At 66.2% G+C, this 26,170-nt stretch carries 25 protein-coding genes; 19 read left to right on the top strand and 6 right to left on the bottom strand.

Going from position 1 to position 26,170, the window contains the following annotated elements; all coding sequences use genetic code 11:
* Nucleotides 1-2: 2 nt before the first annotated feature.
* The 5 genes from U0C82_RS07175 to flgF form a co-directional block, all read right to left on the bottom strand.
* A complete protein-coding gene (locus U0C82_RS07175; RefSeq protein WP_322186390.1) occupies nt 3-3,206 on the bottom strand; it encodes an efflux RND transporter permease subunit in 3,204 nt (1,067 codons plus the stop codon).
* The gene (locus tag U0C82_RS07170; protein ID WP_322186389.1) at nt 3,203-4,798 is read right to left on the bottom strand and encodes an efflux RND transporter periplasmic adaptor subunit; all 1,596 of its coding nucleotides are present in this window, start codon (nt 4,796-4,798) and stop codon (nt 3,203-3,205) included. The genes U0C82_RS07175 and U0C82_RS07170 overlap by 4 nt, the downstream gene beginning before the upstream one ends.
* The gene (locus U0C82_RS07165) at nt 4,795-5,298 is read right to left on the bottom strand and encodes a GbsR/MarR family transcriptional regulator (RefSeq protein WP_322186388.1); all 504 of its coding nucleotides are present in this window, start codon (nt 5,296-5,298) and stop codon (nt 4,795-4,797) included. Before U0C82_RS07165 ends, U0C82_RS07170 begins: the two co-directional genes overlap by 4 nt.
* Nucleotides 5,299-5,461: 163 nt before the next feature.
* Nucleotides 5,462-6,793, bottom strand: coding sequence for a FliI/YscN family ATPase (locus U0C82_RS07160; RefSeq protein WP_322186387.1), 1,332 nt, complete (start codon nt 6,791-6,793; stop codon nt 5,462-5,464).
* Nucleotides 6,790-7,515, bottom strand: coding sequence for a flagellar basal-body rod protein FlgF (gene flgF / locus U0C82_RS07155; RefSeq protein ID WP_322186386.1), 726 nt, complete (start codon nt 7,513-7,515; stop codon nt 6,790-6,792). Before flgF ends, U0C82_RS07160 begins: the two co-directional genes overlap by 4 nt.
* Nucleotides 7,516-7,881: 366 nt before the next feature.
* On the opposite strand from flgF, the gene motA reads away from it, so the two are divergent.
* The 15 genes from motA to flgH all read left to right on the top strand — a co-directional run bounded on the left by motA (nt 7,882) and on the right by flgH (nt 19,100).
* Nucleotides 7,882-8,742 (top strand): flagellar motor stator protein MotA, encoded by an 861-nt coding sequence (gene motA, locus U0C82_RS07150; protein WP_322186385.1) that lies wholly within the window; start codon nt 7,882-7,884, stop codon nt 8,740-8,742.
* A gap of 54 nt (nt 8,743-8,796) precedes the next feature.
* Nucleotides 8,797-9,777 carry a FliM/FliN family flagellar motor switch protein gene (locus U0C82_RS07145; RefSeq protein WP_322186384.1) on the top strand — a complete coding sequence of 327 codons (981 nt, stop codon included), beginning with the start codon at nt 8,797-8,799 and terminating at the stop codon, nt 9,775-9,777.
* The gene (locus tag U0C82_RS07140; RefSeq protein WP_322186383.1) at nt 9,758-10,090 is read left to right on the top strand and encodes a hypothetical protein; all 333 of its coding nucleotides are present in this window, start codon (nt 9,758-9,760) and stop codon (nt 10,088-10,090) included. Before U0C82_RS07145 ends, U0C82_RS07140 begins: the two co-directional genes overlap by 20 nt.
* 247 nt (nt 10,091-10,337) lie before the next feature.
* Nucleotides 10,338-10,616, top strand: a complete 279-nt coding sequence (gene fliN, locus U0C82_RS07135) for a flagellar motor switch protein FliN (RefSeq protein ID WP_416186650.1) — start codon at nt 10,338-10,340, stop codon at nt 10,614-10,616.
* A 43-nt stretch (nt 10,617-10,659) separates the two neighbouring features.
* Nucleotides 10,660-11,676: a FliG C-terminal domain-containing protein gene (locus U0C82_RS07130; RefSeq protein ID WP_322186381.1), complete on the top strand. Its 1,017-nt coding sequence runs from the start codon at nt 10,660-10,662 to the stop codon at nt 11,674-11,676.
* 192 nt (nt 11,677-11,868) lie between these two features.
* On the top strand, nt 11,869-12,957 hold the full coding sequence (gene flhB, locus U0C82_RS07125; RefSeq protein ID WP_322186380.1) for a flagellar biosynthesis protein FlhB: 1,089 nt from the start codon (nt 11,869-11,871) through the stop codon (nt 12,955-12,957).
* A 144-nt stretch (nt 12,958-13,101) separates the two neighbouring features.
* Nucleotides 13,102-13,545 carry a hypothetical protein gene (locus tag U0C82_RS07120; protein ID WP_322186379.1) on the top strand — a complete coding sequence of 148 codons (444 nt, stop codon included), beginning with the start codon at nt 13,102-13,104 and terminating at the stop codon, nt 13,543-13,545.
* A gap of 540 nt (nt 13,546-14,085) precedes the next feature.
* Nucleotides 14,086-14,466: a flagellar basal body rod protein FlgB gene (gene flgB, locus U0C82_RS07115; RefSeq protein WP_322186378.1), complete on the top strand. Its 381-nt coding sequence runs from the start codon at nt 14,086-14,088 to the stop codon at nt 14,464-14,466.
* 4 nt (nt 14,467-14,470) lie between these two features.
* A complete protein-coding gene (gene flgC, locus U0C82_RS07110; protein ID WP_322186377.1) occupies nt 14,471-14,887 on the top strand; it encodes a flagellar basal body rod protein FlgC in 417 nt (138 codons plus the stop codon).
* A 5-nt stretch (nt 14,888-14,892) separates the two neighbouring features.
* Nucleotides 14,893-15,219 (top strand): flagellar hook-basal body complex protein FliE, encoded by a 327-nt coding sequence (fliE, locus tag U0C82_RS07105; protein WP_322186376.1) that lies wholly within the window; start codon nt 14,893-14,895, stop codon nt 15,217-15,219.
* 130 nt (nt 15,220-15,349) lie between these two features.
* Entirely contained in the window at nt 15,350-16,132 is a 783-nt protein-coding gene (gene flgG / locus U0C82_RS07100) for a flagellar basal-body rod protein FlgG (RefSeq protein WP_322186375.1), read from the top strand.
* Nucleotides 16,133-16,594, top strand: coding sequence for a flagellar basal body P-ring formation chaperone FlgA (gene flgA / locus U0C82_RS07095; RefSeq protein ID WP_322186374.1), 462 nt, complete (start codon nt 16,133-16,135; stop codon nt 16,592-16,594). It begins immediately after the preceding gene.
* Between the two features lie 117 nt (nt 16,595-16,711).
* A complete protein-coding gene (flgI, locus tag U0C82_RS07090) occupies nt 16,712-17,779 on the top strand; it encodes a flagellar basal body P-ring protein FlgI (RefSeq protein WP_416186649.1) in 1,068 nt (355 codons plus the stop codon).
* On the top strand, nt 17,776-18,396 hold the full coding sequence (locus U0C82_RS07085; protein ID WP_322186373.1) for a MotE family protein: 621 nt from the start codon (nt 17,776-17,778) through the stop codon (nt 18,394-18,396). The genes flgI and U0C82_RS07085 overlap by 4 nt, the downstream gene beginning before the upstream one ends.
* Nucleotides 18,393-19,100 (top strand): flagellar basal body L-ring protein FlgH, encoded by a 708-nt coding sequence (gene flgH / locus U0C82_RS07080; protein WP_322186372.1) that lies wholly within the window; start codon nt 18,393-18,395, stop codon nt 19,098-19,100. Before U0C82_RS07085 ends, flgH begins: the two co-directional genes overlap by 4 nt.
* Before the next feature lie 124 nt (nt 19,101-19,224).
* Here flgH and tlpA read toward each other — a convergent pair whose 3' ends face one another.
* A complete protein-coding gene (tlpA, locus tag U0C82_RS07075; RefSeq protein WP_322186371.1) occupies nt 19,225-19,902 on the bottom strand; it encodes a thiol:disulfide interchange protein TlpA in 678 nt (225 codons plus the stop codon).
* A gap of 32 nt (nt 19,903-19,934) precedes the next feature.
* On the opposite strand from tlpA, the gene argH reads away from it, so the two are divergent.
* The 4 genes from argH (at nt 19,935) to U0C82_RS07055 (ending at nt 26,022) form a co-directional block, all read left to right on the top strand.
* Nucleotides 19,935-21,335, top strand: coding sequence for an argininosuccinate lyase (gene argH / locus U0C82_RS07070; protein ID WP_322186370.1), 1,401 nt, complete (start codon nt 19,935-19,937; stop codon nt 21,333-21,335).
* Nucleotides 21,332-21,766, top strand: coding sequence for a hypothetical protein (locus U0C82_RS07065; protein ID WP_322186369.1), 435 nt, complete (start codon nt 21,332-21,334; stop codon nt 21,764-21,766). The genes argH and U0C82_RS07065 overlap by 4 nt, the downstream gene beginning before the upstream one ends.
* 103 nt (nt 21,767-21,869) lie before the next feature.
* Nucleotides 21,870-23,141 (top strand): diaminopimelate decarboxylase, encoded by a 1,272-nt coding sequence (lysA, locus tag U0C82_RS07060; RefSeq protein ID WP_322186368.1) that lies wholly within the window; start codon nt 21,870-21,872, stop codon nt 23,139-23,141.
* A gap of 202 nt (nt 23,142-23,343) precedes the next feature.
* Nucleotides 23,344-26,022: a TIGR02302 family protein gene (locus tag U0C82_RS07055; protein ID WP_322186367.1), complete on the top strand. Its 2,679-nt coding sequence runs from the start codon at nt 23,344-23,346 to the stop codon at nt 26,020-26,022.
* The last annotated feature ends 148 nt before the right edge of the window (nt 26,023-26,170 follow it).

The raw sequence follows: 26,170 nt of genomic DNA, 5'->3' as shown, positions 1-26,170 counted from the left end.
CCTCATTCGGCCGGAACGCCCGCCGCGTCCTTCGGCCTGTACCGTCCCAGCGGATCGCCGAGACGCGGGCTCGGGGCATGCTGGCCCTTGCGGCGCTTGCGCCATGCGACGACGCTTTCGCCGAGCATCAGCAAGGCCGGCGTCAGGACGAGCGTCAGGATCGTCGCGAAGGTCAGGCCGCCGGCGATCGAGGCGGAAAGCTCCGTCCACCACTGGGTCGAGGGAGCGCCGAACTCGATCGTCCGGTTGAGAAAATCGACATTGGCGCCGACCACCATCGGCACGAGGCCGAGGACGGTGGTGACCGAGGTGAGGAACACCGGCCGCAGGCGCTGGGCGCCGGTGCGCAACAGGGCTTCGAGCGGCGGCTGGCCCTGCTTGCGCAAATCGTTGTAGGTGTCGATGAGCACAATATTGTTGTTCACCACGATGCCGGCGAGGGCGATCACGCCGATGCCGCCCATGACGACGCCGAAGGGGCGGCCCGTGATCAGCAGCCCGTAGAAGACGCCGGCTGTCGAGAAGACGATGGCGCTCATCACCAGGAAGGCCTGGTAGAGCGAGTTGAACTGGGTGACGAGCACGATGAACATCAGCGACAGGGCGACCGCGAACGCGCCGGCGAGGAAGCTTGCCGCTTCCGCCTGGTCCTCCGCTTCGCCGCCGAACGTGAATTCGACCCCCGGCGGCAGGTCCGCCGACTGGAGCGCCTCTGTCAGCTTGCGCACCTGATCGTCGACGAGCAGGCCCTCGGCGGCATCCGCCTCGATCGACATCACCCGCTGCTGGTCGAGCCGGGTGATGGTGCCGACTTTCGGCGAGGGCTGGAACGAGACGAAGTTGCGGATCGGCACCAGACCCTGGCTCGTGGGAATTCTGAGATCCTCGAGCTTTTCGAGCGTGCGGTCGCTGGCCGGGAAGCGGACGCGGATCGGCACCTCGCCGTCGCCGCTGGCATCTTCCGGCCGGTAGTTGGAAACCTCGATGCCGCGCGTCAGCAGCTGTACCGCCTGGCCGAGAAGTGAGACGTCCGCGCCGTAGCGGGCGGCCTCCTCGCGATCGACCGACAATTGCCACTCGACGCCGGGAAGCGGACGCGAATCGCTGACATTGGTGTAGCCGCCGATCTCGTCCATCAGGTCGCGGACCGTCGCGATGGCGCTCGTGAGGGACTGCAGGTCGGTGCCGTTCAGCCGCACATTGATCGGCTTGCCCGACGACGGCCCGTTCTGCTCCTGCTGCACCTGGATCGTGATGCCTGGAATATCGGCGGTCAGGGCGCGCACGTCCTCGAAGATCTCCGTCGCCTTGCGCCGCATGTTCCATTCCTCGAGTTCGAGCTGCACGGTGCCGATCACGTCGGCGCCGAGCTGGTTGCGCGAACTTTCGGAAACGGTCCGGGCGTAGACGCTTTCCACATCGTCGAGGTCGAGAAGGCGCTCCTCCACCTGGCGTACGAGGGCATCCTTCTCGAAGATCGAGAAATTGTCGCGCGCGCGCACCTGCACCTGGGCGAATTCCGGCTCGATCGCCGGGAAGAACTCGACGCCGCGCCCGTACTGGGCATAGCCGTAGAAGCCGCCGATGAGGATGGTGAGCGCGATGACGAGCGTGGCGAGCGGGCCCTTGAGGGCCGCGTTGAGCACGCGCAGGTAAAGGCCCGTCGCGCCGCCGATCGAGCCCAACGCGCCGTTCTCCGCGGCCTCCAGCGCCTCGCGCTGCTTTCTCGGCAGAGGCTGCGCCTTGCCGATGACGCCGCCGAGGACGGGAATGAAGATCAGCGCCATGAAGAGCGAGGCCGTCAGCGTGATGATGACGGTCATCGGCAGGAATTTCATGAATTCCCCGACGATGCCCGGCCAGAAGAGCAGCGGCAGGAACACGGCGAGCGTCGTGATGGTCGAGGCGATGATCGGCCAGGCCATGCGCTTTGCGGCATGACGATAGGCCTCGCGCGGGCTTGCGCCGTCGAGAAGTCTTCGGTCGGCGAGTTCCGTCGTCACGATCGCCCCGTCGACGAGCATGCCGACGACGAGGATCAGGGAGAACAGGACGATGATGTTCATCGTGAAGCCGGCCAGCCACAGGATGGCGATGCCGGCGAGGAACGAGCCCGGGATCGACAGGCCGACCAGGATCGAGGTGCGCAGGCCGAGCGCCGCGACGATCACGATCATGACGAGGACGATCGCGGAGATCACGTTGTTTTCCAGGTCCGTCAGCATCGAGACGACCTGTTCGGATTCGTCCTGCAGGAACTGGACGCTCAGCGTGTCCGGCCAAGTCTCCTGATGGCGCGCGACGACCGCTCTCGCCGCTTCCACGGTCTCGATGATGTTCGCGCCCGAGCGCTTCTTGACTTCCAGCGCCAGCGAGGGCTGGCCGTCGATGCGGGCGAACCCGTCCGGATCCTGGAAGGTGCGCCGTGCGATCGCGACATCCTTGAAGGTGAGGACGGTGGTGCCGTCCACCTTGATCGGCATGTCGAGAACGTCCCGCACGTCCTCGACGAGGCCGGGGACCTTGAGGACGATGCGGCCCGCGCCGGTGTCGATGGCGCCGGCGGCGATCAGCCGGTTGTTGCGGCTCAACTGCGAAAGAAGGGCGTCGAACGAGATGTCGTAGGTCTCGAACACCGTCGGATCGATGAGAACTTCCATCAGCTCGTCGCGGTCGCCGCCGATATCGACCTCGAGGACGCCGGGCGCCGCTTCCAGATCGTCCTGGAGTTCGGCGGCCAGATTGACGAGGGTGCGTTCGGGCACCGGTCCCGACAGGACGATGGTGACGATCGGGAAGAGCGAGGTGTTGACCTCGTTGACGGTCGACTCCTCTGCTTCCTGCGGCAGGTTCGGCTTGGCCCGGTCGACCGCGTCCTTCACGTCCGTCAGGGCTTCCTCCGCGTCGAAGCCGGCTTCGAAGGTGAGCTGGACCGAGGCGAAGCCCTCATAGGCCGTGCCCTGCATCTCGTCGAGGCCGGACAGGGAGGAGAGTTCGGTCTCCAGCGGACGCACGATCAGGCGTTCGGCGTCCTCCGGCGAAATGCCTTCGAGCACCGTCGAGACGAACATGACCGGGATCGGGATGTCCGGCTGGGACTCCTTCGGGATCGACGAATAGCCGACGATGCCGGCGATGATGATGAGGACGAGAAGGAGAAGGACGGTGCGGGAGCGGTCGAAGGCCGCGTCGATGAGGGCGTTCACGGGCGAAGACCTCCCGCGCCGATGGCCTGGATGAGCGCGCCGGCAAAGGCGGCGCTGAGGTCCCCGGTGGCCTCCAGCCCCTTGTCGGCTTGGAACGCGCGGATCGCATCGCGGGTCGACTGGCCGACGAGACCGTCGGGCGTGCCGGCCTCGTAGCCGAGCGCGTTGAGGGCCTGCTGGGCCATGCGGACCGCGTCGCGGTTCGGCACGCCGCCGGTCGACAGTTCCGCGGCAAGGTCGCCGGGATCAAGACCCGTGATCGCGTCGAGGTCCATGGCGCCGGCCTCCGGCGTGCTGGACGCGATCATCCGGCCTGCGCCCTCCGTCGCCTCCGCTCCGTCCGCCGGATCGCCGGCCAGACCGGGAACCTCGGCCGGTTCGGGGGCATCGCCTGGACGCGCGTCGCCCGCAGGCCCCGCCTTCGGCGCGACGGCCCTGACCGCTTCGCCGTCCGACACGAAGCCCTGGCCGACGGAAATGATCCGGATCTCGTCCGGCAGGCCGTTCACCCAGATTCCGTCCGTCTCCGCGCGCACGAGCTGCGCCGGATAGAACTTGACGTGCGAGGTCTCGTCGACGGCCTTGACGCCGAGTTCGCCGTTCGGTCCCAGCGCCAGAATGGCGGCCGAGAGGAAATGCGCCGGCGTCTCGCCGACGGGAATCCGCACCTCGGCCGAGATGCCGGCCGGAATGTCCCGCTCCGGGTTGGGAATGGTGATCTCGACCGGGAAGGTGCGGGTCGCGGTGTTGGCATTGGTCGCGACATAGGTCACTTCGCCCTCGCGGCTCGCGCCGGTGATGAAATTGACCTCGGCGCTCTGGCCGAGCTTGACCCGGCCGATGTTCTGCTGGGCGACCTGCACCTCGACGGTGAGCGGATCGTTGTCGATCTGGGTGCCGACTTCGGCGGACGCCTCGATGAACTCGCCGAGATCGAGGTCGAAATTCTCAAGCACGCCCGAGATCGGCGCGCGGATCTCCACATCGCCTTGCGTCTGCCGGATGGAAGCAAGGCCCGCCCGTGCGACGGCAAGTTCCGCTTCGGCCGATTCCAGCTCCGCCCTCGTCGAATAGCCGCGTTCGGCAAGTCCCTGGATCCGGTCGAATTCGCCCTGGCGCCGGCTGAGTTCGGCCTCGGCCTGGGCGACCTGCGCCGTGCGATCGGCCAGCGCGATGCGGGCGATGACGTCGCCCTCGTCGAGGAACTGCCCCTTGCGGGCCACGATCTCCTCGATCGTGCCGCCGGTCTTGGCCCGCACCGGCGTCTGCCGGTCGGGCATGGCCTGGCCTTCCGACGACACGAACTGGGTGATCGCCCGCGCGGTCGATCGAAAGGCTTCGACCGTGAAGGGCTCGACGGCCTTTTCGCGCGGCGTTTCGGCGATCGGCTGCGGGTCGCTCCCGCCGAGATAGCCCGATCCCATCCAGCCGACGAGGGCGAGAACGAACAGGAAGGCGAGGAGACCGGCCTTGGAGCGTGGCTCCCGCGTCGATCTTTCCGGCCCGGGACCCGGCATCGCGGACGTGTCGCCGTTCCGGCTCGAAGAGGCACGATGTCTTGCAAGGAGCGTATGCGCGTCAGGTTCCATCATCGTCCGATCTCCCCGCCGTTGCGTTCGGCAAGCCGCTTGGCGAGCGCTTCGAGATTGTCGACGGCTTCGGCAAAGAAGTCGTAGGTGGCGCGAATGCCCGTCATGCCCTGCGACTGGGTCCCGTCGAAGCAGCATTCCTCGAGCGTCACCATCGTCTCGCGCATGTGGCCGGTGATCCCGTGGAGCATGTTAACGAAGGGCCTGTCGGCGAGGCGAAAGAAATCCTGGCGCTCGCCCGCCACGTCGACGCGCAGAATGAGGCCCTGCGATTCCAGCAGCCTGGCATTGGTCGAGATCGATCCGCGGCTGACATTCAGCCGCTCGGCAAGCTCCGAGAAGCTGATGGGTCCCTGATCCACCAGCATCAGGCCGAACAGCCGGCCGGCAATGCGCGGCATGCCCTCCATCTCCATGTGATCGCCCATGCGCTCGATGAAGATCGCGTGAGCCTCGGGAAGGGGGCGGGATGGAAACGATGTCGGAGCGGGTGCCTGGTTCATGGCCCGACAGCTACGCATGGTGGAGCGTTCAATCAAGACTGAACGCGGAATTATTCAGTCGCGGCTGAACGATTAGGCCGCGCCAATCGACGCGCCGCGACGCGGCAGGGGCAGGATCGCCGCGCCCCGATCCCGCACCGTCCCTTGACGGGTGCGGTCCGGATCATTTCGCCGGCTGCGGCGCGAGCGCCCGCTTCAGGGCGGCGCTCAGGGCATCGAACGGCTTGGCCGGCGCCGCCTCGCCCGGCCGCTGGGCCAGGAACTCGTAGATGTGCGGCACCAGATCGACGGCCTGGTCGAGGGTCTGGTCCGAGCCGCGCTGATAGCCGCCCAGAAGCCGGAGATCGCGCGTGTCCTCGAAGCGCGAGGTCATGGCGCGCAGCCGCGTGACGAGTTCGCGCTCGCTGCCCTGATAGGCCTTGTCGGCAAGACGCGAGATCGATTTCAGATAGTCGACGGCCGGAAACCGCCCCTGTTCGGCGATCGCGCGATCGAGCACGATATGCCCGTCGAGCGTTCCGCGAATGGCGTCGGCGATCGGATCGTTGTGGTCGTCGCCGTCGACGAGAACCGCGTAGATGCCGGTGATGGTGCCCGATCCGTCCCGCCCGGTTCCCGCGCGTTCGAGAAGCTGCGGCAATTCGGAGAAGACGCTCGGCGGATAGCCTCGTGAAACCGGTGGCTCGCCGGCCGACAACGCCACGTCGCGGGCGGCATGGGCATAGCGCGTCACGGAATCGACGATGAGGAGGACGTCGTCACCCTCGTCGCGGAAATGTTCGGCGACCGCGGTCGCGGTGCGCGGCGCGAGCCTTCGCATCATCGGGCTCTCGTCGCCGGTGGCGACGATCGTCACGACTTTCGTCAGCTCGCCCGCCATCACCTCTTCGAGGAATTCGCGGACCTCGCGGCCACGCTCGCCGACGAGGGCGACGACGACCGTGTCGAAGCCCTTGGATTGCGACAGCATGCCCATGAGCGTCGACTTGCCGACGCCGGAGCCTGCGAAGATGCCGATGCGCTGACCCTTGACGAGGGGGGTGAAGATATCGACGACCGACACGCCTGTCGGAACCGGCTCGAGCGCGCGGGCGCGCTGCAGCGCCGGAAGCGGCGGCGAATCGACGGGACGCCTGGCCAGACCCTGTTCGACGGGGCCCTTGTCGTCCTGCGGCTGCCCGAAGGCGTCGAGCACACGGCCGCGCCAGCTGGTATGCGGCGCGATCGCGAAGGGACCGACCTTGATCGCCCTCGAGCCGACGCCCTGGGTCGAGCGCGTGCCATACGGTTTCACGGTCAGGCTGTCGGTATCGATGCGGACGACTTCGCCGAGTTCGTGACGGTGCTCGCCGGTGCAGGAGATGCAGTCGCCGAGCCGCACGAAGGGCGAAAGGCCGGAGACGCGGAAGGACTGCGGCCCCACATCGACGACGCGGCCGGAAATGTCGATGCGCGGTGCCGACAGGATCGCGGCCGTGGAGAGGACGTCGCTCATCGGTTCGATCCGAGGGACTTGATGGCGTCGCCGAGCGAGCGATCATTGGTCTGGACGACGTTGGCCGCGCTTTCGAACGCGCGCTGCAGCGTGATCAGCCGGGTGATCTCGTGGATCGGGTTCACGTTCGCCTCCTCGACATAGCCCTGGAGGATGTTGTCGGACAGGAACTCGATCACCGGCACCGCCGGCACGTCGGAGACGACGCCGGACGTGTCGTGACGGGTGACGTTGGCGCCGGCCGGGATCCGGAAGAGGCCGATCGCGCCGATCTGCTGGCCGGCCTGGTGAATGCGTCCGTCCCCGCCGATCGTCAGGGGGCCGCCGGCCGGATCGATCTGCACGGTGGCGCCGCCGGCGTCGAGGAGCGGCTTTCCCGTCAGCGTCTGGACCGTGCCCTCGGGCGAGACTTGCATGCGCCCGTCGCGGGTATAGACCGGGCCATTGTCGCCCTGGAACGCGAAGAACGCCTCGCCCCGAACGGCCAGATCGAGCGGATTGCCGGTCTGGGTGAGGGCGCCGGTCCTGTTCGACAGGTAGGTCGCGCCGCTCGAGACGAAGGAGACCGGGTCGGGCCCGGTGCGCGACAACAGCTCCTCGAAGCGCACCTCTTCGGCGCGAAATCCCACGGTTCGCGCGTTTGCGATGTTGTGGGCCAGCGTCTCGAGACGCTTTTCCATGGCGATCTGGCCGGACAGGGCGACCGGGAGAGAGGTTTCCATGAATGCCTAGTTTCCCAAGGGTCGGTAGGTTTGCAGAGGGGCGAACGGTTCGGCGCCGGCACCGATGCCTGGACGCGCGAAAGGGCACGTCGCCGGCATGGTGGTGCCGACATCGCGGCGTGTCGTGGGGCGATGCGGCGGTTCGCCGGGGCGTGCGTCCTGCATGGTCGTTGTCTTCCGGCCAAACGCGCCGACATGGCCCGCCATCGCCGCGACAATGCCCCGCGAACCCTTGCGTCAGCCTTTCAGGACGGGCCGCGATCGTCCGAATCGCGAAAAGGGTCGGCGATCGCGCCGGTTTCAAGGTCCGCGCAAGCGGGTGTCCCTACCGCTGCTTTCAACGAGACGATGGGGACGTTGCATCAAATGGGTATTCTGATTGGTATGGTCGTGGTGCTGGGCTGCCTTCTCGGCGGCTTCGTCGCCATGGGCGGGCATCTCGGCGTGCTCGTCCAACCCTTCGAGTACGTCATCATCTGCGGGTCCTCCATCGGCACCTTCATCGTTGGCAACTCCCAGAAAGTCATCAAGGACGTCGGCAAGGCGATCGGCGAGGCGTTCAAGAACGCCGTTCCCACCCAGAACGATTATCTCGAGATCCTCGGTCTCCTGCATCAGCTGATGCGCGAGATGCGCTCCAAGTCGCGGTCCGAAGTTGAGGCGCATGTGGATGCGCCCGAAGAGTCGGCGATCTTCCAGGCTTATCCGACGGTGCTGAAGGACAAGCAGAAGCTCGGCTTCATCTGCGATTATGTCCGCCTGATCATCATCGGTTCGGCGCGCAGTCATGAAATCGAGGCGCTGATGGAAGAAGAGATCGAAACGATCACCCACGATGCGATGAAGGCGAAGGCCGCGCTGCAGGACATGTCCGACGGTTTGCCGGCCCTCGGCATCGTCGCCGCCGTGCTCGGCGTCATCAAGGCCATGGGCGCGCTCGACCAGTCGCCGGAAATTCTGGGTGGGCTGATCGCCGCGGCGCTGGTGGGCACCTTCGCGGGCGTGTTCTTCTCCTACGGCGTCGTCGGCCCGCTCGCCACCAAGGTGAAAGGCGTGCGCGAAAAACAGTGCCGGACCTATGTCGCGATCAAGTCGACGCTCATCGCCTACATGAACGGCGCCATGCCCCAGGTCGCCATCGAATACGGTCGCAAGACCATCTCGGCCTACGATCGTCCGACGATCGACCAGGTGGAAGCTGCAACCATCGGCGGCGGCGCCGGCTGACCGGCAGACCCCGAACGAGGCGTGGCATTGCCTGCCGCCCGAAGGAAGTGAACGATGTCCGACACCATTCAGAGCAACGATCCGAGCACGATCAGCGCGCGGCTGAAGACGGCCGCCGAAATCGACCCGGGCAAGCTTCTCCGCCTGCGCTCCATCGTCGACGACATGGCCGAGGAACTGACGCTCGCCCTCGGCCGGCTGTCCGTCGAGAAGATGATCGTCGCCTTCAGGGAGTTCGAGGTCGGCCTCGGACCCGACGCCGACGACGAGGCCCAGGCCGATCGTATCGTCCTCGCGATCGAATCGCGGCGCTTTGCGCGCTCGTCCTACGTGTCGGCTCCCAAGAGCCTGGCCGATACCTGCATCCTGGCCTTCTTCGGCGCCGCCCCCCTCGAGGCACAGGACAGCCGCGAGCTGACCGAGCTCGACCGGGCGCTCGTCCGCGAGACGTTCGAGGCGGTCGTCACCTCCTTCGGCACGGCGTTCCAGGCGATCGACGATCCCGAAATCCAGCTCGGCCCGTTCGTCTTGCCCGAGGCGTTCGAGGAACGCTTCGGCGGTCCGAAGGCGCCGCAATATCTGGCGCTGACCTTCGACCTGTGGCCCGCCAGTGCGCGGGCGTCCTTGCGTCCCGGCGCCGAGAGCGAAGGCGAGCCCCTGTCATCGGTGACCTTCGCGCTCCCGATGTCCTATGTGACGCCCCACCGCCGCAAGCTTTCCGAGCCGGTGCCCATGCCCGAACCCTCGCCGGACGAGAGCTGGTCGGAAGCCATGGTTCGCAACTTCGAGAAATCTGGCCTTCATCTGGAGGCCGTTCTCGCCCGCAAGCAGGTGCCGCTGAGCCTCGTCGCCCATCTGCGCGTCGGGCAGACCCTGTCGCTCGATGTCGGCGTGAACGACCCGCTCACGCTCGAATGCGAAGGCAAACCCATCTTCAAGGCCCAGGTCGGTTTCGCGCGCGGATCCTACGTGACCCGTTTCGACAGCGCGATCGATCCGACGCAGGAATTCATCGATGACATCCTATCTGATTGACCTTCTCCTCCTGGCCGCCCTCGTCGTCACAGCGCTGAGAAGCGGCCGGATGTACAAGGAACTAAGAGCGCTGCGCGACGCCGAAAGCGGACTGCTCACGGCCCTCGCCCTGTCGGAGGCTTCGCTGAACAAGGCGGCCGAAGCGGTGATCGCTCTGAAATATGACGGTCTCTCCACGCTAAAGGCACTCGAAGCGGAGCGGGCGAATGCGACACTTGCCGCGGCCCTGCTGTCGGATCTCGTCAAGCGGGCCGATTTCCATGCCGGCGGCGTGGCCGATCTGACGCTACGAACCGTGCGGGTGTCCTCCTGAGGGACATCTCGATCATTTTTGTTACGATCGGCAGTTTCGGATAAGTTCGCCTGACTAAAGATCGTGAAATGGGACGGAATGAAAACCGGTTTCCCTGCCTGAAATGCGAAACGGAGAATGACGCTCCATGATTGATCCGAACGACCCGCTCGGCGGAGACCTCGAACAGACCGAAACCTACGCGGCCTACGATGGCGACGGCGTGGACGACGGTGCGAACGAGACCGACTTCCGTGGCGCTGACAAGATGGACCTCGATCTCGTCCTCGACGTCTCGGTCACCATGCAGGTGGTGTTGGGCGCCGCCAGGATGAGCGTGGCGGAACTTCTCAAGCTCAATCGCGGCTCGATCGTGAAGCTCGACACGAAGGTCGGCGATCCGATCGACGTCGTGGTCAACGGCCGCGTCATCGCCCGCGGCGAGATCGTCGTTCTCGATCAGGACGATCAGCGCTTCGGCGTGACCTTGACCGAGATCGCGACGCCGAACTCGAAGCTGAACGCGAAAAAGGCAAAGGCGGCCTGATCGCATCATGAACAGTCTGGCAAGTTACTCCGAAGAGCTCGAAATGGCTCCCTTGCGTGGGGGGGCACGGGCAGCCGTCCTTCTCCTGGCGCTTGGCGCGGAAGGCGCTGCCCGGCTTCTGAAACACATGGCCCCGTCCGAGATCATTTCCCTGAGGGAGGCCGCAGCCAAGCTCGAGAACGTCTCGCCGGAGCAGATCGACGAAGTCGTCGAGGATTTTGCCGCCACGTTCAAGCGCGGGCCAATCTTCCCCGGGCCCGGCCAGCAGATGGCTGAACTCTTGAAGAGCGCGCTGACCAACAGCGAATACGAAGATTTATTCCCCGACGAAAGGCAGCTCGCGATCCAGGATCTGATCGACGGCGACCGTCGCAATGTCTGGGAAGCGGTCGCGGGGATGGAGGCCGAGGTCCTTGCCAGGAAACTGTCCAGCGAACATCCGCACATCGTCGCCATTATCATTGCCAAGCTTCCGAGCGATACGGCATCGCTCGTCGTGCGCGCCTTCGAGACTAACGTGCGCAATGACGTCCTGAAACGCATGCTGCAGGTCAAGCCGCTGGCCCGGCCGATCCAGACCCTGTTCGAGGCCCATGTTCGCAAAACCTATCTCGTCACGGCCGACGACCAGAAGGGCGAGAGCCGTCACACGATTCTCGCCAATGTCGTCAACCGTCTCGCCAAGGAAGCGAGCGACGAGTTGATCACCTACATCGAAGCCGACCGGCCCGACGATGCGCAGGAGCTTCGCAGGCTGCTATTCGCCTTCGAAGATATTCCGACGATGCCCCAGAAGGCACGGCTTACCCTGTTCGACGGGGTCCAGGTCGAGACTGTCATTCTCGCGCTGCGTGGGGCGAGCGACGAGATCAGGGAAACCATCCTTTCGGCGCAGGGTGCTCGGGCTCGCCGCATGATCGAAGCCGAGCTGCTGCAGGAATCCAACGCGACCAAGGACGAGATCGATGGCGCTCGCCGCTCGATCGCGACCCGCGCGCTCGAACTTGCTGGCGCGGGAACGATCATGCTGCGCGAGGGCGAGGGCGACGAAGAGGCCTGACAGGCCGGGCGCGACGGGGGCATGGAGCCTTCGATCCCGGCGCGGCGATCGGACAAGGGCCGGCAGCGGGGGATGCGGAGCGTCTCGTCCGATGCCGGAGTGCGACGACGGCGATGGCGAGGGGCTTTGAGGAATTGCCCCGTTAACCATCCCGTTTCACCGAAACGAAACCTAATTACGGGCTAATCGGCTGTGGCGGAGAGCGAAGATCGTTCCCAGAAGACGGAACAGCCGACGGAGAAGAAAATTCGCGATACGGTGGAGAAGGGCAACCTTCCGACCTCTCGCGAAGCCCCGGTTCTAGCGTCTTTTCTGGCAATTTCGGCGTTCCTTGCCCTGCAGGCCCGTGAATCCGGTCAACGGCTTCTCGCGACCTTGCAGACAACGTTCGACAATCCGCTCCAGTGGGAGTTGGAAACCAGCCGGGACGCCTTGCATGTTCTCAGAATGCTCTCGACCGAATCGGCCTTGTTTCTGCTTCCGGCAGCGGCGTTCCTGTGCCTTGGCGGAGTTCTCGCCAGCGTTCTGCAGAACCCGCCCCAGATCAATATCGAGCGGATCCGCCCGAAGGCTTCCAACATATCGCTCGGGGCTGGATTCACGCGGATCTTCGGCCCGCGCGGTCTGACGGAGTTCGCGAAGTCCGTGTTCAAGTTCATCATGATAGGCGCCGTGGTCGGCACGCTCCTCGTCTCCAATGCCGGGACGATGATCAAGACCATGCTCGCCGACCCGGTCCAGGTGCCCGAGCTCGTTCTCGACCTTGCCATGAAGCTCCTGTCGGGTGTCTCCATCGCGACGATCGTGCTCGTCGCCGCCGATATCGCGATGAGCCGCATCCACTGGAGACGCGATCTCATGATGTCGAAGCAGGACATCAAGGACGAGAACAAGCAGTCCGAAGGTGACCCGATGGTCAAGCAGCGGCAACGGCAGATCGCGCGCGAGCGCTCGCGAACCCGCATGATGGCGGCCGTTCCGGGCGCCACGCTGGTCATCGCCAACCCGACGCACTACGCCATCGCCCTGCGCTATTCCCGCGAGGAGGGTGGCGCGCCCATGGTCGTGGCCAAGGGAACCGATCTCGTCGCGCTGAAGATCCGTGAAATCGCTGAAGAAAAAGAGATACCGGTGATAGAGGACAAGCTCCTCGCAAGATCGATGTACGATCATGTCCAGATCGATCAGATGATTCCGCCGGAATTTTTCAAGGCTGTTGCGGAAATCATCTACTATCTCCATACCCGCGAGGGCTCGAAGGTCAGCGTCGCCACGGCTTGAAGAAGCCCGCGCACTTTCTTTTGCCGCGCTTGAAGGGTTTCCCTGAGAGGGTTTCGCGGATGCCGGCATTCTACTCCGATTTCGTGACGCAAGGCCGGAACAGACGGGTCAGCGAACCTCTCCGTTCGGGAGTTGCCCGCTAACATGCTCGATGTGAAGAAACGGACCTCGCTGACCCGCGAGAAGATGCTGGCCGATGCGATCCGCGAGTTCGTGGCTGAGCTGCGCCTCGTCGACGTCGCCGACTATGTCGCCTATCTGCGCTTCGAGACGTTCGCCAACATCGCCGACATCGTCGCATCGAGCAGCGAACTCAGCCTGAAACCGGGCGTCCTGCGCTTCGCCAATTCCGGCGACGTCGACCTGTCCTGGGGCACCAAGCCGATCGTCGCCCTTGCGCTCGAGTTCCAGCACGACGGCGTGACCGCGCATTTCCGGCTCGAGCTGTCCGCCGCGACCGCCGCCATCGACATCACCTATGTCGACTTCACCGGGCCCTCGGGGGGCGAGGAGTCCGATACCGAGCGGTTCGGTCGCGCGCTCGCAGATGCCCGGCTTGTCGGGCCGGGCGACGACCGTTCGCGCTGAGCATCGCGCCACTCTGCCAATGCGCGATGCCACAATCGGACACCTCTCCGGTTCCGTCCATCAGGCTTTCCGAACATCGATTCCGATTTCAGGGTCGATGCTTCGGGCCGCGCGACACGAGCCCGTTGCGGGCTGCAACGCCCGAACCCGAACTTTCGTAGCGTTCCGCAACCGTCCTCGTGCCGTGACCGGTGCCGCCGTCTTCGGGCGAAGGGCACCCGGATGCCGGCGCCGTGCGCAAACGTCGAGGCCGATCCTGAAGAGCGCGGCGCGAACGATCCGTTTCGCATTGCCCGCCCCACCCGTCTCCCCGTAATTCTACCCGCCAGACCCGCAGGGGCCGTCTCACTTCGGGCCGGAGCCCGAACGGCCGTTTTCCCCCTGGGCTCGCCTTGCGGCCCGGCAACGGCGCTCCGGCCCCGCGTTTTCCGTCGAGCGCGCAGTCCGGATTGGTCTTAACGCTTCATCAACACCTTCAGCTTCGGACAAGTGCGCTGCACTAGGAGTTGCACCATACCAAACCGCTCGAGGGAGACCGACATGGATCAGGTCTATCTTTTTTCGCTGACATCGAAACAGGCCGACTGGCTCGCCCATCGCCAGGCGCTGATCGCCGAGAACGTCGCGAACGTGAACTCGCCGGGCTATTCGGCGAAAGAGCTCACGCCCTTCGCGGAGGTTCTGAACAACACCGCGCTCGCCCAGCGCAGCTCCAACCCGATGCACATGGTCGGCTATGGCGGCGCGACCGCCGAAACCGAGGCGACCCAGGCCGCCACCTGGGACGTCAAGCATTCGGGCAACACGGTGGTCGTCGAGCAGGAAATGATGAAGGCCGGCGAGGTGGCACGCGACTATTCGCTGAACACCTCGGTCGTCAAGAGCTTCCATCGCATGGTCATGATGACGTTGAGAGGCTGACGACATGGCAGATCCCCTCGTTTCCGCCCTCAAGATCGCATCCTCCGGCATGGAGGCGCAGTCGACGCGCCTGCGCATCGTCTCCGAGAACGTCGCCAACGCCGAAACCACCGGCAAGACGCCCGGCGCCGACCCCTATGTGCGCAAGACGGTGACCTTCGCCGCGACCCTCGACGAGGTGACCGGCGCGAACCTGGTGCGGGTCGGCGATATCGGCACCGACAAGTCCGCATTTGAGAGCGCCTACGATCCCGGCAATCCGGCCGCCGACGCGAACGGCTACGTGAAGCGCCCGAACGTGAACATGCTCACTGAGATGATGGACATGCGCGAGGCCAACCGGTCCTACGAAGCCAACATCCAGGTGGTGAAGCAGGCGCGCGAAATCATCAACATGACGATAGACCTCCTGAGGAGCTGACCATCATGATCCCAGCCATCGGATCCTCCGTTTTCGATACTACAGTCTCCCAGACAAGAGCGCCGTCGGTCACCGACGGCATGGCCTCGGTCGATCGGGCGCGGGGGGCGGACTTCAACGAGTTCTCCAACATCCTGTCGCGCGTGATGGTCGACGCCGCCAACACGGTGAAGGCTGGCGAGGCGACCTCGATCCAGGGCCTCAACGGCAAGGCGTCCACCCAGGCCGTCGTCGACGCGGTAATGAGCGCCGAGCGCACTCTGCAAACGGCCGTCGCCGTCCGCGACAAGGCGGTCGCCGCCTACATGGAACTCTCGCGGATGGCGATCTGAACAGCTCGCCGCGAAAAGCAAGCCTCGCGTTCGGCTGGTCTGACATGATCGGCCGAGCCTCAACACCACGACAGCGGACGGCCGAACGCCTCCGGTTTCAAACAGGCTCTCAAACAGGGAAGAGAACGCCATGCGCGCACTCGCGATCGCGGCCACCGGCATGAATGCCCAGGAAACCAATGTCGAGGTCATCGCCAACAACATCGCCAACGTGAACACGACGGGCTTCAAGCGGGCCCGCGCCGAGTTCACCGACCTGCTCTACCAGGTGGAGCGCGCCAAGGGCGTCGCCGCCACCGGTGCGGAAGGCGTGGTGCCGGAAGGCGCACAGCTCGGTCTCGGCGTCCGGCTCTCGGCCATCCGCAACGTCCATCTCCAGGGATCGCTGAACGAGACCGGCAACAAGCTCGATCTGGCGATCAACGGACAGGGCTGGCTTCAGGTGCAGGGGCCCGGCGGCGAAACGCGCTACACCCGGGACGGCGCGTTCAACACCAATGCCGAGGGCCAGATCGTCACCCTCGACGGCTATCTCGTCGAGCCGGAACTAACCGTCCCCGACAACACCACCGAAATCTCCGTCAATCAGGCCGGCCAGGTCTATGCCCGCGTCAACGGCGTTCTCGAGGAAGTCGGTCAGTTGACGCTGGCGACGTTCGCCAACGATGCCGGTCTCTTCGCCCAGGGCGGAAACCTGTTCTCCGAGACCATCGCGTCCGGCGCCCCGGTCGTCGGCGTTCCCGGCGATCCGGGCTACGGCGTGATCCACCAGGGCTATCTGGAGGATTCCAACGTCGACCCGGTCAAGGAGATCTCCGAACTGATCTCGGCCCAACGCGCCTACGAGATGAATTCCAAGATCATTTCCGCCGCCGACGAAATGGCGAGCGTCGTCTCCAAGGGCATCCGGTAAATGCGTACGGGCATCGTCAAACGCGCCGGAGCGTTCGTGCTCGCAGCCATGGTCGCGGCCGGCGCGCATGCCGCCGAACTCGACCTCCCGGTTCCCGGCACGGTCGTCTATCCCGGACAGGACGTCGTCTCGGCGGGCCTGTCGACCCGCACCTTCGTCGTGCGCGACGAGAAGGTCGGGCTGTTCGTCGCCGACCAGGGCGACCTGCACGGCTATGTCGCGCGGCGCACGCTCCTGCCCGGCAAGGCGATCCGTCACTCCGACCTCACCCTGCCCGACGCCGTCAAGGCGGGAACGAACGTCACGCTGATCTACCGCGACGACGGCCTCGTCATCACCGGTCTCGGCACCGCGCTGCAATCGGGCCAGGAAGGCGAGACGATCCGCGTGCGCAACACCGACAGCGGCATCACGGTTTCGGGGCGCATCGCGCCCGACGGTACGATCTCGATCGAAGGATAACCGCCCGTGCTGCGCCCGTTTCCCAAGTTTCTCCTGAGCCTTTCGATGGCGCTCGCCGCGTCCGTCGCGCAGGCCGCCGACTATGCCGGCTACGTGCCGGCCTCTCCGGGCTACGTCATGGGCAATGCCGCCGATGCCGCCGGCACGGTGCGCATCAAGGACATCACCAATGTGCGCGGCGTGCGCGGCAACCAGCTCGTCGGCTATGGTCTCGTCATCGGCCTCCAGGGCACGGGCGATTCCATGCGCAACTCGCCCTATACCGAGCAGTCCCTGCAATCCATGCTCGACCGCATGGGCGTCAACATCCGCTCCGACAGCGCCGGCGGAAAGAACGTCGCCGCGGTCACCGTCACCGCCGAGCTGCCCGCCTTCATCGGCACCGGCTCGCGCATCGACGTCAACGTCGCCTCGCTCGGCGACGCGACCTCGCTGATGGGCGGCACGCTCGTCATGACCCCGCTCTACGGCGCCGACGGCGAGATCTACGCGGTCGGACAGGGGCCGATCGCGGTGACCGGCTTTACCGCCGATGGCGCCAGCGAAAGCCTGACCCAGGGCGTTCCCACGGCCGGCCGCATTCCCAACGGCGCGTTCGTCGAACGCGAGGTGAAGGGCCAGTTCTACGATGACGGCCAACTCGCCATGGAACTCGCCAATCCCGACTACAAAACGATGATCCGCGCGGTCGATCTCATCAACGCCTATGCGCGCGAGCGCTGGGGCAAGCCGGTCGCGCGCGAGGAAGATTTCCGCACGCTCCATCTGGAGCGTCCCGCCGAGGTCTCGCCCGTGCGTTTCCTCGCCGAGATCGGCGATCTGCGGATCGATCCGGACCAGGTGGCCAGGGTCGTCATCGACGAGCGCACCGGCACGATCGTGATCGGCCAGAACGTCCAGATCTCGACGGTGGCGCTCACCCACGGAAACCTCACCGTACGCGTCTCCGAGCTTCCCGCCGTCTCCCAGCCCGCGCCCTTCTCCGACGGCGCGACGGTCGTGACGTCGGAAACGATCGTCGCCGCCGAGGAGACGGGCGGAAACTTCGCCTTCGTCGGCGGAACCGATCTCGAAACGGTCGTTCGCGGCCTCAATCGCATCGGCCTGAAACCTTCCGGGATCATCTCGATCCTGCAGGGGATCAAGACAGCCGGTGCCCTTCAAGCCGAACTGGTGGTGCAATGACAGCCCGTCCTTCTCTCCGCTTCCTTCCGCATTTCGCGGCCGCCATGACGGCGGGCCTGATCGCGTCCGGCGCGGCGCTCGCCGCCGGCGCCGAGGAGCCGACCGGTCCGCCGCCGCTGCAGCCGCAGGAGGTTCGCATCATCGACGAGGCCACCGGCGCGCCGAAGGTCGAGGTCATCCCGCCCATGTCGGAGGTCGACAGCTACTGCCTCAACATCGCCGACAAGGCGCAGGACGCCCGACACGCGATGCAGTCGCAGCAGCTGAAGGCCGTCGAGGCGCAGATCACCGCCAAGATCGGCGAGCTCGAGGCGCGCCGCGCCGAATATCAGGACTGGATCAAGGAGCGCAAAGCCTTCCTCGAGGAGGCCTCCACCATCGTCGTCGACATCTACGCCCAGATGGCGTCCGACGCGGCCGGCCCGCAGCTGGCAAATCTCGAGCGGGAAGATGCCGCGCGCATCCTCGTGCGCCTCAAGCCGCGCCAGGCGAGCGATGTCCTGTCCGAGATGGAGCCCGCCGTCGCCGCCGAGATCGCCAAGCTGATCGTCGAGAAGACGTCGAAGGACCGGGTCGAAGAGGGCGAAGCCCAGACTGTCGCGGGGAACGCATCGTGAGCTTTCGCTATGCCGCACCCGTCGCGCTCGCGCTTCTGGCGGGCTGCTCGACCAACAAGGACGATGCCCTGCGCGAGCCGGGCCTGTCGCCGGTCGGGGCCGGGATCTACCAATATCCCGATCTCGTGACGCCGGCCGCCTTTCCCAAGGGCGAGGTCCAGGCGAAGAACTCGCTCTGGACCGATTCCCGGGCCGACTTCTACCAGGACCCGCGCGCGCTCTCGATGGGCGACATCGTGACCGTGAAGATCGACATTTCCGACAATGCCTCGCTCGCCAACCTGTCCGAGCGCGACCGCGAATCCGGCGTCACCGGCGGCGCCGACGTGTCGGGCAGCTTCGGCAGCTTCCTGTTGCCGACGGTCGGCGCGACGCTCGGTCTCGACGGCGGATCCAACGCCAAGGGCAGCGGGCGCGTGAAGCGTTCCGAGAACATCGCGCTGTCGGTCGCCGCCGTCGTCACCCAGGAATTGCCGAACGGCAATCTCTTCATCTCGGGCCAGCAGGAAGTGCGCGTCAATTTCGAGGTCCGCGTCCTGACCATCGCCGGCATCATCCGTCCGCGCGACATCCTGCCGAACAACACGATCGCGTACGACAAGATCGCCGAGGCCCGCATCTCCTATGGCGGGCGCGGACGGATCACCGAGGTCCAGCAGCCCGGCTGGGGCCAGCAGGTCTACGACACCGTCGCGCCCTATTGAGGGCGGCGGGGCGCCTTTCGCGCCGCGCCCCGGCGACAGGACGTAAGGGACATCACGCAAGGCGTGGTCGGCGACGAGCCGGCCGCGCCTTGCCGTTTGGCACGGTCGGACCCGAAGCGCGGGATCAGGCGTCGCCGGCTCGGGGCGCCGCGCTCCGCACGGCGTCGATGAGGCCGATCGCATCGGGGCTTGCCCATTCCGCCGGCCCGTTGACCGCCGCCCGGGCGCATCCCGCCGCGTCGACGATCAGCGTCACCGGCAGGCCGAAGGCCGTGCCCTGGGATTTGAGGTTCTGGAAGACGCCCATCGTCTCGTCGCGGAAGAACGGCAGGTCCCGAAGGCCCGTCTCTTCGTAGAAGCCGAGGGGCTTTGCGACGTCGCCGGTATCGACATTGATCGGGATGACGGCAAAGTCCGCCCCGCCTTCCTCGCGCTCGAGCTGGTCGAGCGCAGGCATCTCGGCCCGGCACGGCGCACACCATGTCGCCCAGAGATTGACGAGCAGCGTCTGCCCAGAAAAATCGGCAAGGGTCCGTGCCGCCCCGTTCTCGTCCTTGAACGCGACGGCGGAGACGTCGAAGGGCTCGGCGACCGGCTGCACGGCGGCGACCTCTCCGCGGGCCGCCCGATCGATCGCCCCGGCAAGATTTTCGTCGGCCGGGCAGGCCGATGCGACCGCCGCGTTGCCTTCGAAGCCACCCGTCGCGTATAGAACCCCAACACCTGCGACGAGGCCGAGACTTAAGGCGCCGGCGACCGCGAGGCCGATCCGCTTTGAACTTGCCGGTGTGTCGTCAGCCATATCGATCCCTCGAACCTTTTGCAGCGTATGTCATGAGCCAGAGCAGCAGCAACGAAATGTGGGGCGGACGCTTCGCCTCCGGTCCCGACGCGATCATGGAGGAGATCAACGCCTCCATCGATTACGACAAGCGTCTATATGAGGAAGATATCGCCGGATCGAAAGCCCATGCGGCGATGCTGGCCGATACCGGCGTCCTGTCCGCCGACGACCGGGACGCGATCACGCAAGGGCTCGAGACCATTCGCGGCGAGATCGCTTCGGGCGGGTTCGCGTTCTCGCGCGAGCGCGAGGACATTCACATGAACATCGAGGCGCGGCTGGCCGAGCTGATCGGCCCGGCGGCCGGACGGCTGCACACGGCCCGCTCGCGCAACGACCAGGTGGCGCTCGACTTCCGGCTCCACGTCAAATCCGCGCTTGAGCGCTTCGAGGCCGGCCTCGAAGCCTTCATCGACGCGCTCCTGACCAAGGCCGAGGCGCATGCCGATACGGTGATGCCGGGCTTCACCCACCTCCAGGTCGCCCAGCCCGTGACCTATGGCCACCATTGCCTCGCCTATGTGGAGATGGCCGCCCGCGACCTGTCGCGCTGCCGCGATGCCATCGAGCGGATGGACGAATGTCCGCTGGGCGCGGCAGCGCTCGCCGGCACCGGCTTTCCCATCGACCGGCACCAGACCGCGGCGGCGCTCGGCTTCCGCGAGCCGACCCGCAACTCGCTCGACACGGTGTCCGACCGGGACTTCGCCCTGGAGTTCCTGGCGTTCGCGGCGATCTGCGCGACCCATCTGTCGCGGCTTGCCGAAGAGATCGTGATCTGGTCGACGCCGCAGTTCGGCTTCGTGAAGCTGTCGGACGCGTTTTCGACCGGCTCGTCCATCATGCCCCAGAAGAAGAACCCCGACGCGGCCGAACTCGTTCGCGCCAAGCCCGGGCGCATCAACGGCGCGCTGATCTCGCTCCTCACGGTGATGAAGGGACTGCCACTTAGCTATTCCAAGGACATGCAGGAAGACAAGGAGCAGGTCTTCGATGCGATCGATTCGCTGCACCTCGCCCTTGCCGCCTCGACCGGCATGATCCGCGACATGCACATCGACTGCGAGGCGATGCGCCGCGCGGCGGGCCACGGATACTCGACGGCCACCGATCTCGCCGACTGGCTGGTGCGCGAGGCGGGCCTGCCGTTCCGGGATGCCCATCACGTGACGGGCCGGGCGGTGGCGATCGCCGAGGCGCGCGGCATCGGCCTTGCCGACCTGCCGCTCGACGATCTGAAGGCGCTCGACGCCTCCATCACCGAGGGCGTCTATTCGGTGCTCACGGTCGAGGCTTCGGTCGCCAGCCGGCGCAGCTATGGCGGCACCGCGCCGGACAATGTCCGCAGCGCGATCGCGCTCTGGCGCGAGAGGATCGAACGCAAGGCGTGATCGACGCGGTCGAAATTCAGCCTTGGAGTGTTGCCGCAAATCCGGTGCTTTTGACGGGCCGAACGGTTAAGACGGCTTCGATAATGTTTCGGTTCGCCTTCAATGTCAGGGAGACAGGCATGAGCAACGGATTTCGTCGGGCATCGATCCTGTGTGCACCGCTCGTCGCCCTTTCGCTGACGGCCTGCGGCGTGAAGAACCTCCCGCAGGCGCCCGGCGGCGAGGGCGTGCCGGGCGCCGCCGTCGAGCCCCAGCGTGGTGGCGGCTTGCAGATCCTCGGTGCAGGCGGCGATGCGTCCGACCCAACGCGCGCCCCGCAAATTGCAGTGGGCGGCAGCGATTACGGCGACGACCGGATCACGACAGCCGAAGTCACCCGCATTCCCGGCGCCAGACGCAAGACCTTCTTCCTCGACCCGCTGCTGAACTGACGGCACGCGCAATGCGCGTTCCGAGCTTCTGCCCGGGGCCCGCGACCTTCGGCCTCGCCCTTCCCCTCACCCCTTCGACAGGGGCTTTCCGGCACCTGGATCCATGAATCATTTCGAATTCAAAGACGGCGAACTGCATGCCGAGGACATCGCCGTCGCGCAGATCGCAGACGAGATCGGCACCCCGTTCTACTGCTATTCGACGGCGACCCTGAACCGGCACTACGACGTGTTCTGCGAGGCGTTCTCGGATATCGACGCCATGGTCTGCTACGCCATGAAGGCGAACTCCAACCAGGCTGTCCTGAAGACCCTCGCCGATCGGGGGGCGGGCGCCGACGTGGTTTCGGGGGGCGAACTCCTGAGGGCGCTGAGGGTCGGGATCGATCCGAAGAAGATCATGTTCTCCGGCGTCGGCAAGACCATCTCCGAGATCGACATGGCGATCGCCTCGCAGATCTTCTGCTTCAACATCGAATCCGAAAACGAGCTGGCGCTGATTTCCGCGCGCGCCGTCGATGCCGGCATGAACGCCCATGTCTCGTTCCGCATCAATCCGGACGTGGACGCAAGGACCCACGCCAAGATCTCGACGGGCAAGAAGTCCGACAAGTTCGGGATCGCCTACGACCGGGCCGAAGCCATCTACCGGCACGCCGCCGGCCTGCCGGGGATCCGGATCTCCGGCATCGACATGCACATCGGCTCGCAGATCATCGATCTTGAACCGTTCGACCAGGCCTTCGACCGGCTCGCGAGCCTCGTCGGACGCCTGCGCAACGCCGGCCACGAGATCAGCCATGTGGATCTGGGCGGCGGCCTCGGCGTGCCCTACAAGAACGGCGACGCGACGCCGCCCGAGCCCCATGCCTATGCTGAGGTGGTGAAGCGCCACGTGCGCGGTCTCGGCGCCAAGATCGTGTTCGAGCCTGGCCGCATGCTGGTCGCCAATGCCGGTATCATGGTCGCCCGCGTGCTCTACGTGAAGCGGGCGGAAGGCAAGACCTTCGTCATCGTCGACGCGGCGATGAACGATCTCATCCGGCCGACGCTCTACGAAGCCTGGCACGAGATCCAGCCCGTCAGGGAACCGGTGGCCGGCGGCGAGACGATGGTCGCCGACATTGTCGGGCCGATCTGCGAAAGCGGCGACTATCTCGGCAAGGATCGCACGATGGCGCGGGTCGCCGAGGGCGATCTCGTCTTCGTGTCGTCGGCGGGGGCCTATGGCGCCGTCCAGTCCTCGACCTACAACACCCGGCCGCTGATCGCCGAAACCCTCGTCAAGGGCGGCGAATACGCCGTCATCCGCGAGCGGCAGACGCTCGACGAGCTGATCGGCCTCGACCACATGCCCGACTGGCTGGAAGGCTGATCGAACGGCGGACCGGCCGGAAACCCGCGCCTGACCGCGACGGCCAGAGGCGATGGACGCCGCCCGGTCCGGCGCCCCGGACAGGCGGCCGGTCGCCGCCGCGCGGTCAAGCCGATTGCGGCGAAGCTTCACACTCCCGTCAGGTCCCTCGCATCTTCGCCGAAACCTGATAAAATGAGATCTTGACCAGCTTCGAGGCTTCATGACGGATAGTGTGCGCGAGCGCCCCAGCGAGGGAGCAGGAAACATCGCGGCGACGCGGCGCTCGGCAAAGGCCGCGCTTCTCGTCGAGCGTTCCTGGCCCCTGCTTCTCTCCCTCGGCTGCATCGTCGCTGGCTTTCTGATCCTCGCCTGGTTCGGCGTGTTCGCCGCGATGGCGTTCTGGCTTCGGATCGCCGTGCTGGCAGCCTTCGTCGGCGTCGCGGGCTTTGCGATCGTGCGCAATCGCCGCATCCGATGGCCGACGGGCGCGGAGACCGATGCCCGCATCGAGACCTCGAGCGCGCTCAGGCACCAGCCCCTGCGCACGCAGGGCGATACAATTTCCCGGACATCCGATCCGTTCGCCGCCGCCCTCTGGCGCGAGCACAAGAAGCGGATGGCCGAAACGCTCCGCCACCTTTCGGGCGGGCCGGTCCGCACCCAGACCGAGCGCCTCGATCCCTACGGCCTGCGCGCTTTGGTGCTGCTCCTCTTCGTGACGAGCTTCGCCTACTCGTTCGGTCCCGGCGGCGGACGCGTCGCGGACGCGTTCGCCATTCCCCGATCCGGCATCCAGATCGCCGAGCGGCGGGTCGATGCCTGGGTGACGCCGCCCGGCTATACCGGCCGCGCGCCGATGTTCCTGGCCGGACCCAGCGTCGAGGGCGAACCGGTCGAGGGGCCGATCACGGTCCCCGAGGGTTCGGCGCTTTCGGTGCGGGTGTCCGATGCGAGCGGAATCGAATTTTCCTATACGCCCGAGCGGGACGCGGCCGAGATCATGCGGGTTTTGCCCAGCGGCACGGGGCCGGCGCAGCAGACGGGTCCCGTTCAGGGCAGTCCGGACCCCCAGGCCGACGCTTCGAGCAACACCGAGCCTTCGGGTCCTGCATCCTACGAGCTCGCGCTGACCGAAAGCGGCACGGCCACGCTCTCCTCCACGCTGCTCAATTACGGGAACTGGCAGATCGAGGTGACGCCGGACGCGGATCCTCAGATTTCGTTCACCGCAGAACCGTCCCGTGCCGAGCGCGGTGACGGGCTGGAACTCGCCTACCGCGTGGTCGACGATTACGGCGTGAAATCGGCCATCGCCGAGATCGTCGTCGCCGACGACCAGGTTGCACAGGATGCCCGTCCACTGATCGAGCCTCCCGAGATCCGGCTTTCCCTGCCGCGCCGCAGCCAGGACGGGGCGCAGGCCCGCACCGCCGCCAATCTGGAAGAGAGCCCCTATGCCGGCGCGGACGTTGCGCTGACGCTGGTCGCGACGGACGCCGCAGGTCAGACCGGCCGGTCCGAGACGAAACAGTTCACGCTGCCCGAGCGCGCCTTCTCCAATCCGCTGGCACGCGCGATCATCGAGCAGCGCCGGCTTCTCGCCCTCGATGTGAACGCGGTGCCCCGCGTCGTCGAGATGCTGGACGCGGTGACGCTGCACGGCGACACGTTCATCGAGGACAGCGCCGACTATCTGGCGATCAAGGCGGCGCGCGCCCGGATCGCGACCGCCTACGACGATGACGGTCTGATCAGCGCCGTCGATTTTCTGTGGGAAATCGCGCTCGGCATCGAGGACGGCAACCTGTCGCTCGCCGAGCAGCGCCTGCGCGATGCCCGCGAAGAGCTGGCCGACGCGCTGGAGAACGGTGCCTCCGACGAGGAGATCGATCAGGCGATGCAGGAACTGCGCGAGGCGATGCAGGAATATCTGGAGGAATACGCCCGCGCGATGCAGAACCAGCCGCCCCAGAACCAGCAGCAGATGGGCGACATGCAGGAGTTGCGCCAGCAGGACCTCGAGGACATGCTCGACCGGATCGAGGATCTTGCGAAATCGGGTTCGAAGGATGCCGCTCAGCAACTCCTGTCCGAACTGCAGCAGATGATGGATTCGCTCCAGGCCATGCGGCCGGGCGAGCAGCAGCAGCAGCAGGGCCAGAGCCAGATGCAGGAGCAGATGGACCGCATGGGCGAGCTGTTGCAGGAGCAGCAGCGGCTGATGGACCAGACCTACGATCTCGGCCGCCGGCAATATCGCCAGGAACAGCAGCAGAACCGGCAGCGCCTGCCAGGCGAGCCGCGCGAGAACGGGCAGCCCCAGCCCGGCGGCGAGCCGCAACAGGGGGAGCCGATGTCGCCCGAAGAGTTCGCCGAGATGATGGAGGAGCTGCAGAAGCGCCAGGGCGCGCTGCAGGAGCAACTCGAACAGCTGCAGGGCGAACTCGGCGAACAGGGTCTCGAACCGTCCGACGATCTCGGCGAGGCCGGCGAGGCCATGGGGCAGGCCGAGGGCGCGCTGGGCGAAGGCAATGACGGACGGGCGGTCGGCGAGCAGGGCCGGGCGATGGAAGCCATGCGCCGCGGCGCCCAGGACATGATGGATCAGATGCAGCAGGCCCAGGGGCAGGGCCAGCCGGGCGGAACGCAGGGCGAGCAGAGCGGTCAGGGCACCAGCGGGCAGGGCATGGGCGGCCGGCAGCAGCAATCCGGACGCGACCCGCTCGGGCGCCAGCGCCAGACGCAGGGCCCGCAGTTCGGCCAGGACGTGGGCGTGCCGGACGAGATCGACGCCCAACGCGCCCGCGAGATCCTGGAGGAAATCCGCGACCGCCTCGGCGATCAGCTCTCGCCCGACCAGGAGCGCCGCTATCTGGAGCGGCTTCTCGAAACGCCGTAGCCGCCCCGTCCCGCGCGCCCGTCCCCTGTCGTCCGGACACAGGGTTTGCCGACGGCCGACGGCCATCGACGCAGCCGCCATCTCGCCGCGCCATACGCTGTGAACCCGCCACCGGCCGGGTCCCGGCGGAGATCGGGCTTCAAGCTTC

The sequence above is a fragment of the Fulvimarina uroteuthidis genome (assembly GCF_034321785.1).
GTDB lineage: Bacteria > Pseudomonadota > Alphaproteobacteria > Rhizobiales > Rhizobiaceae > Fulvimarina > Fulvimarina uroteuthidis.
Note: the sequence above shows the minus strand (reverse complement) of the source record. Positions and strands in the feature narration are given on the sequence as shown.

What these genes read in the sequence shown, in the direction of transcription:
- U0C82_RS07170 (WP_322186389.1), bottom strand. Translation starts at nt 4,798, where the DNA reads ATGATGGAACCTGACGCGCATACGCTCCTTGCAAGACATCGTGCCTCT.
- flgI (WP_416186649.1), top strand. Translation starts at nt 16,712, where the DNA reads ATGGGCAATGCCGCCGATGCCGCCGGCACGGTGCGCATCAAGGACATC.
- fliN (WP_416186650.1), top strand. Translation starts at nt 10,338, where the DNA reads ATGGACCTCGATCTCGTCCTCGACGTCTCGGTCACCATGCAGGTGGTG.
- fliE (WP_322186376.1), top strand. Translation starts at nt 14,893, where the DNA reads ATGATCCCAGCCATCGGATCCTCCGTTTTCGATACTACAGTCTCCCAG.
- motA (WP_322186385.1), top strand. Translation starts at nt 7,882, where the DNA reads ATGGGTATTCTGATTGGTATGGTCGTGGTGCTGGGCTGCCTTCTCGGC.
- U0C82_RS07130 (WP_322186381.1), top strand. Translation starts at nt 10,660, where the DNA reads ATGGCTCCCTTGCGTGGGGGGGCACGGGCAGCCGTCCTTCTCCTGGCG.
- U0C82_RS07140 (WP_322186383.1), top strand. Translation starts at nt 9,758, where the DNA reads ATGACATCCTATCTGATTGACCTTCTCCTCCTGGCCGCCCTCGTCGTC.
- U0C82_RS07160 (WP_322186387.1), bottom strand. Translation starts at nt 6,793, where the DNA reads ATGAGCGACGTCCTCTCCACGGCCGCGATCCTGTCGGCACCGCGCATC.
- flgG (WP_322186375.1), top strand. Translation starts at nt 15,350, where the DNA reads ATGCGCGCACTCGCGATCGCGGCCACCGGCATGAATGCCCAGGAAACC.
- lysA (WP_322186368.1), top strand. Translation starts at nt 21,870, where the DNA reads ATGAATCATTTCGAATTCAAAGACGGCGAACTGCATGCCGAGGACATC.
- U0C82_RS07055 (WP_322186367.1), top strand. Translation starts at nt 23,344, where the DNA reads ATGACGGATAGTGTGCGCGAGCGCCCCAGCGAGGGAGCAGGAAACATC.
- U0C82_RS07145 (WP_322186384.1), top strand. Translation starts at nt 8,797, where the DNA reads ATGTCCGACACCATTCAGAGCAACGATCCGAGCACGATCAGCGCGCGG.
- flgA (WP_322186374.1), top strand. Translation starts at nt 16,133, where the DNA reads ATGCGTACGGGCATCGTCAAACGCGCCGGAGCGTTCGTGCTCGCAGCC.
- U0C82_RS07120 (WP_322186379.1), top strand. Translation starts at nt 13,102, where the DNA reads ATGCTCGATGTGAAGAAACGGACCTCGCTGACCCGCGAGAAGATGCTG.
- flgF (WP_322186386.1), bottom strand. Translation starts at nt 7,515, where the DNA reads ATGGAAACCTCTCTCCCGGTCGCCCTGTCCGGCCAGATCGCCATGGAA.
- U0C82_RS07085 (WP_322186373.1), top strand. Translation starts at nt 17,776, where the DNA reads ATGACAGCCCGTCCTTCTCTCCGCTTCCTTCCGCATTTCGCGGCCGCC.
- argH (WP_322186370.1), top strand. Translation starts at nt 19,935, where the DNA reads ATGAGCCAGAGCAGCAGCAACGAAATGTGGGGCGGACGCTTCGCCTCC.
- flgB (WP_322186378.1), top strand. Translation starts at nt 14,086, where the DNA reads ATGGATCAGGTCTATCTTTTTTCGCTGACATCGAAACAGGCCGACTGG.
- flgC (WP_322186377.1), top strand. Translation starts at nt 14,471, where the DNA reads ATGGCAGATCCCCTCGTTTCCGCCCTCAAGATCGCATCCTCCGGCATG.
- tlpA (WP_322186371.1), bottom strand. Translation starts at nt 19,902, where the DNA reads ATGGCTGACGACACACCGGCAAGTTCAAAGCGGATCGGCCTCGCGGTC.
- U0C82_RS07165 (WP_322186388.1), bottom strand. Translation starts at nt 5,298, where the DNA reads ATGAACCAGGCACCCGCTCCGACATCGTTTCCATCCCGCCCCCTTCCC.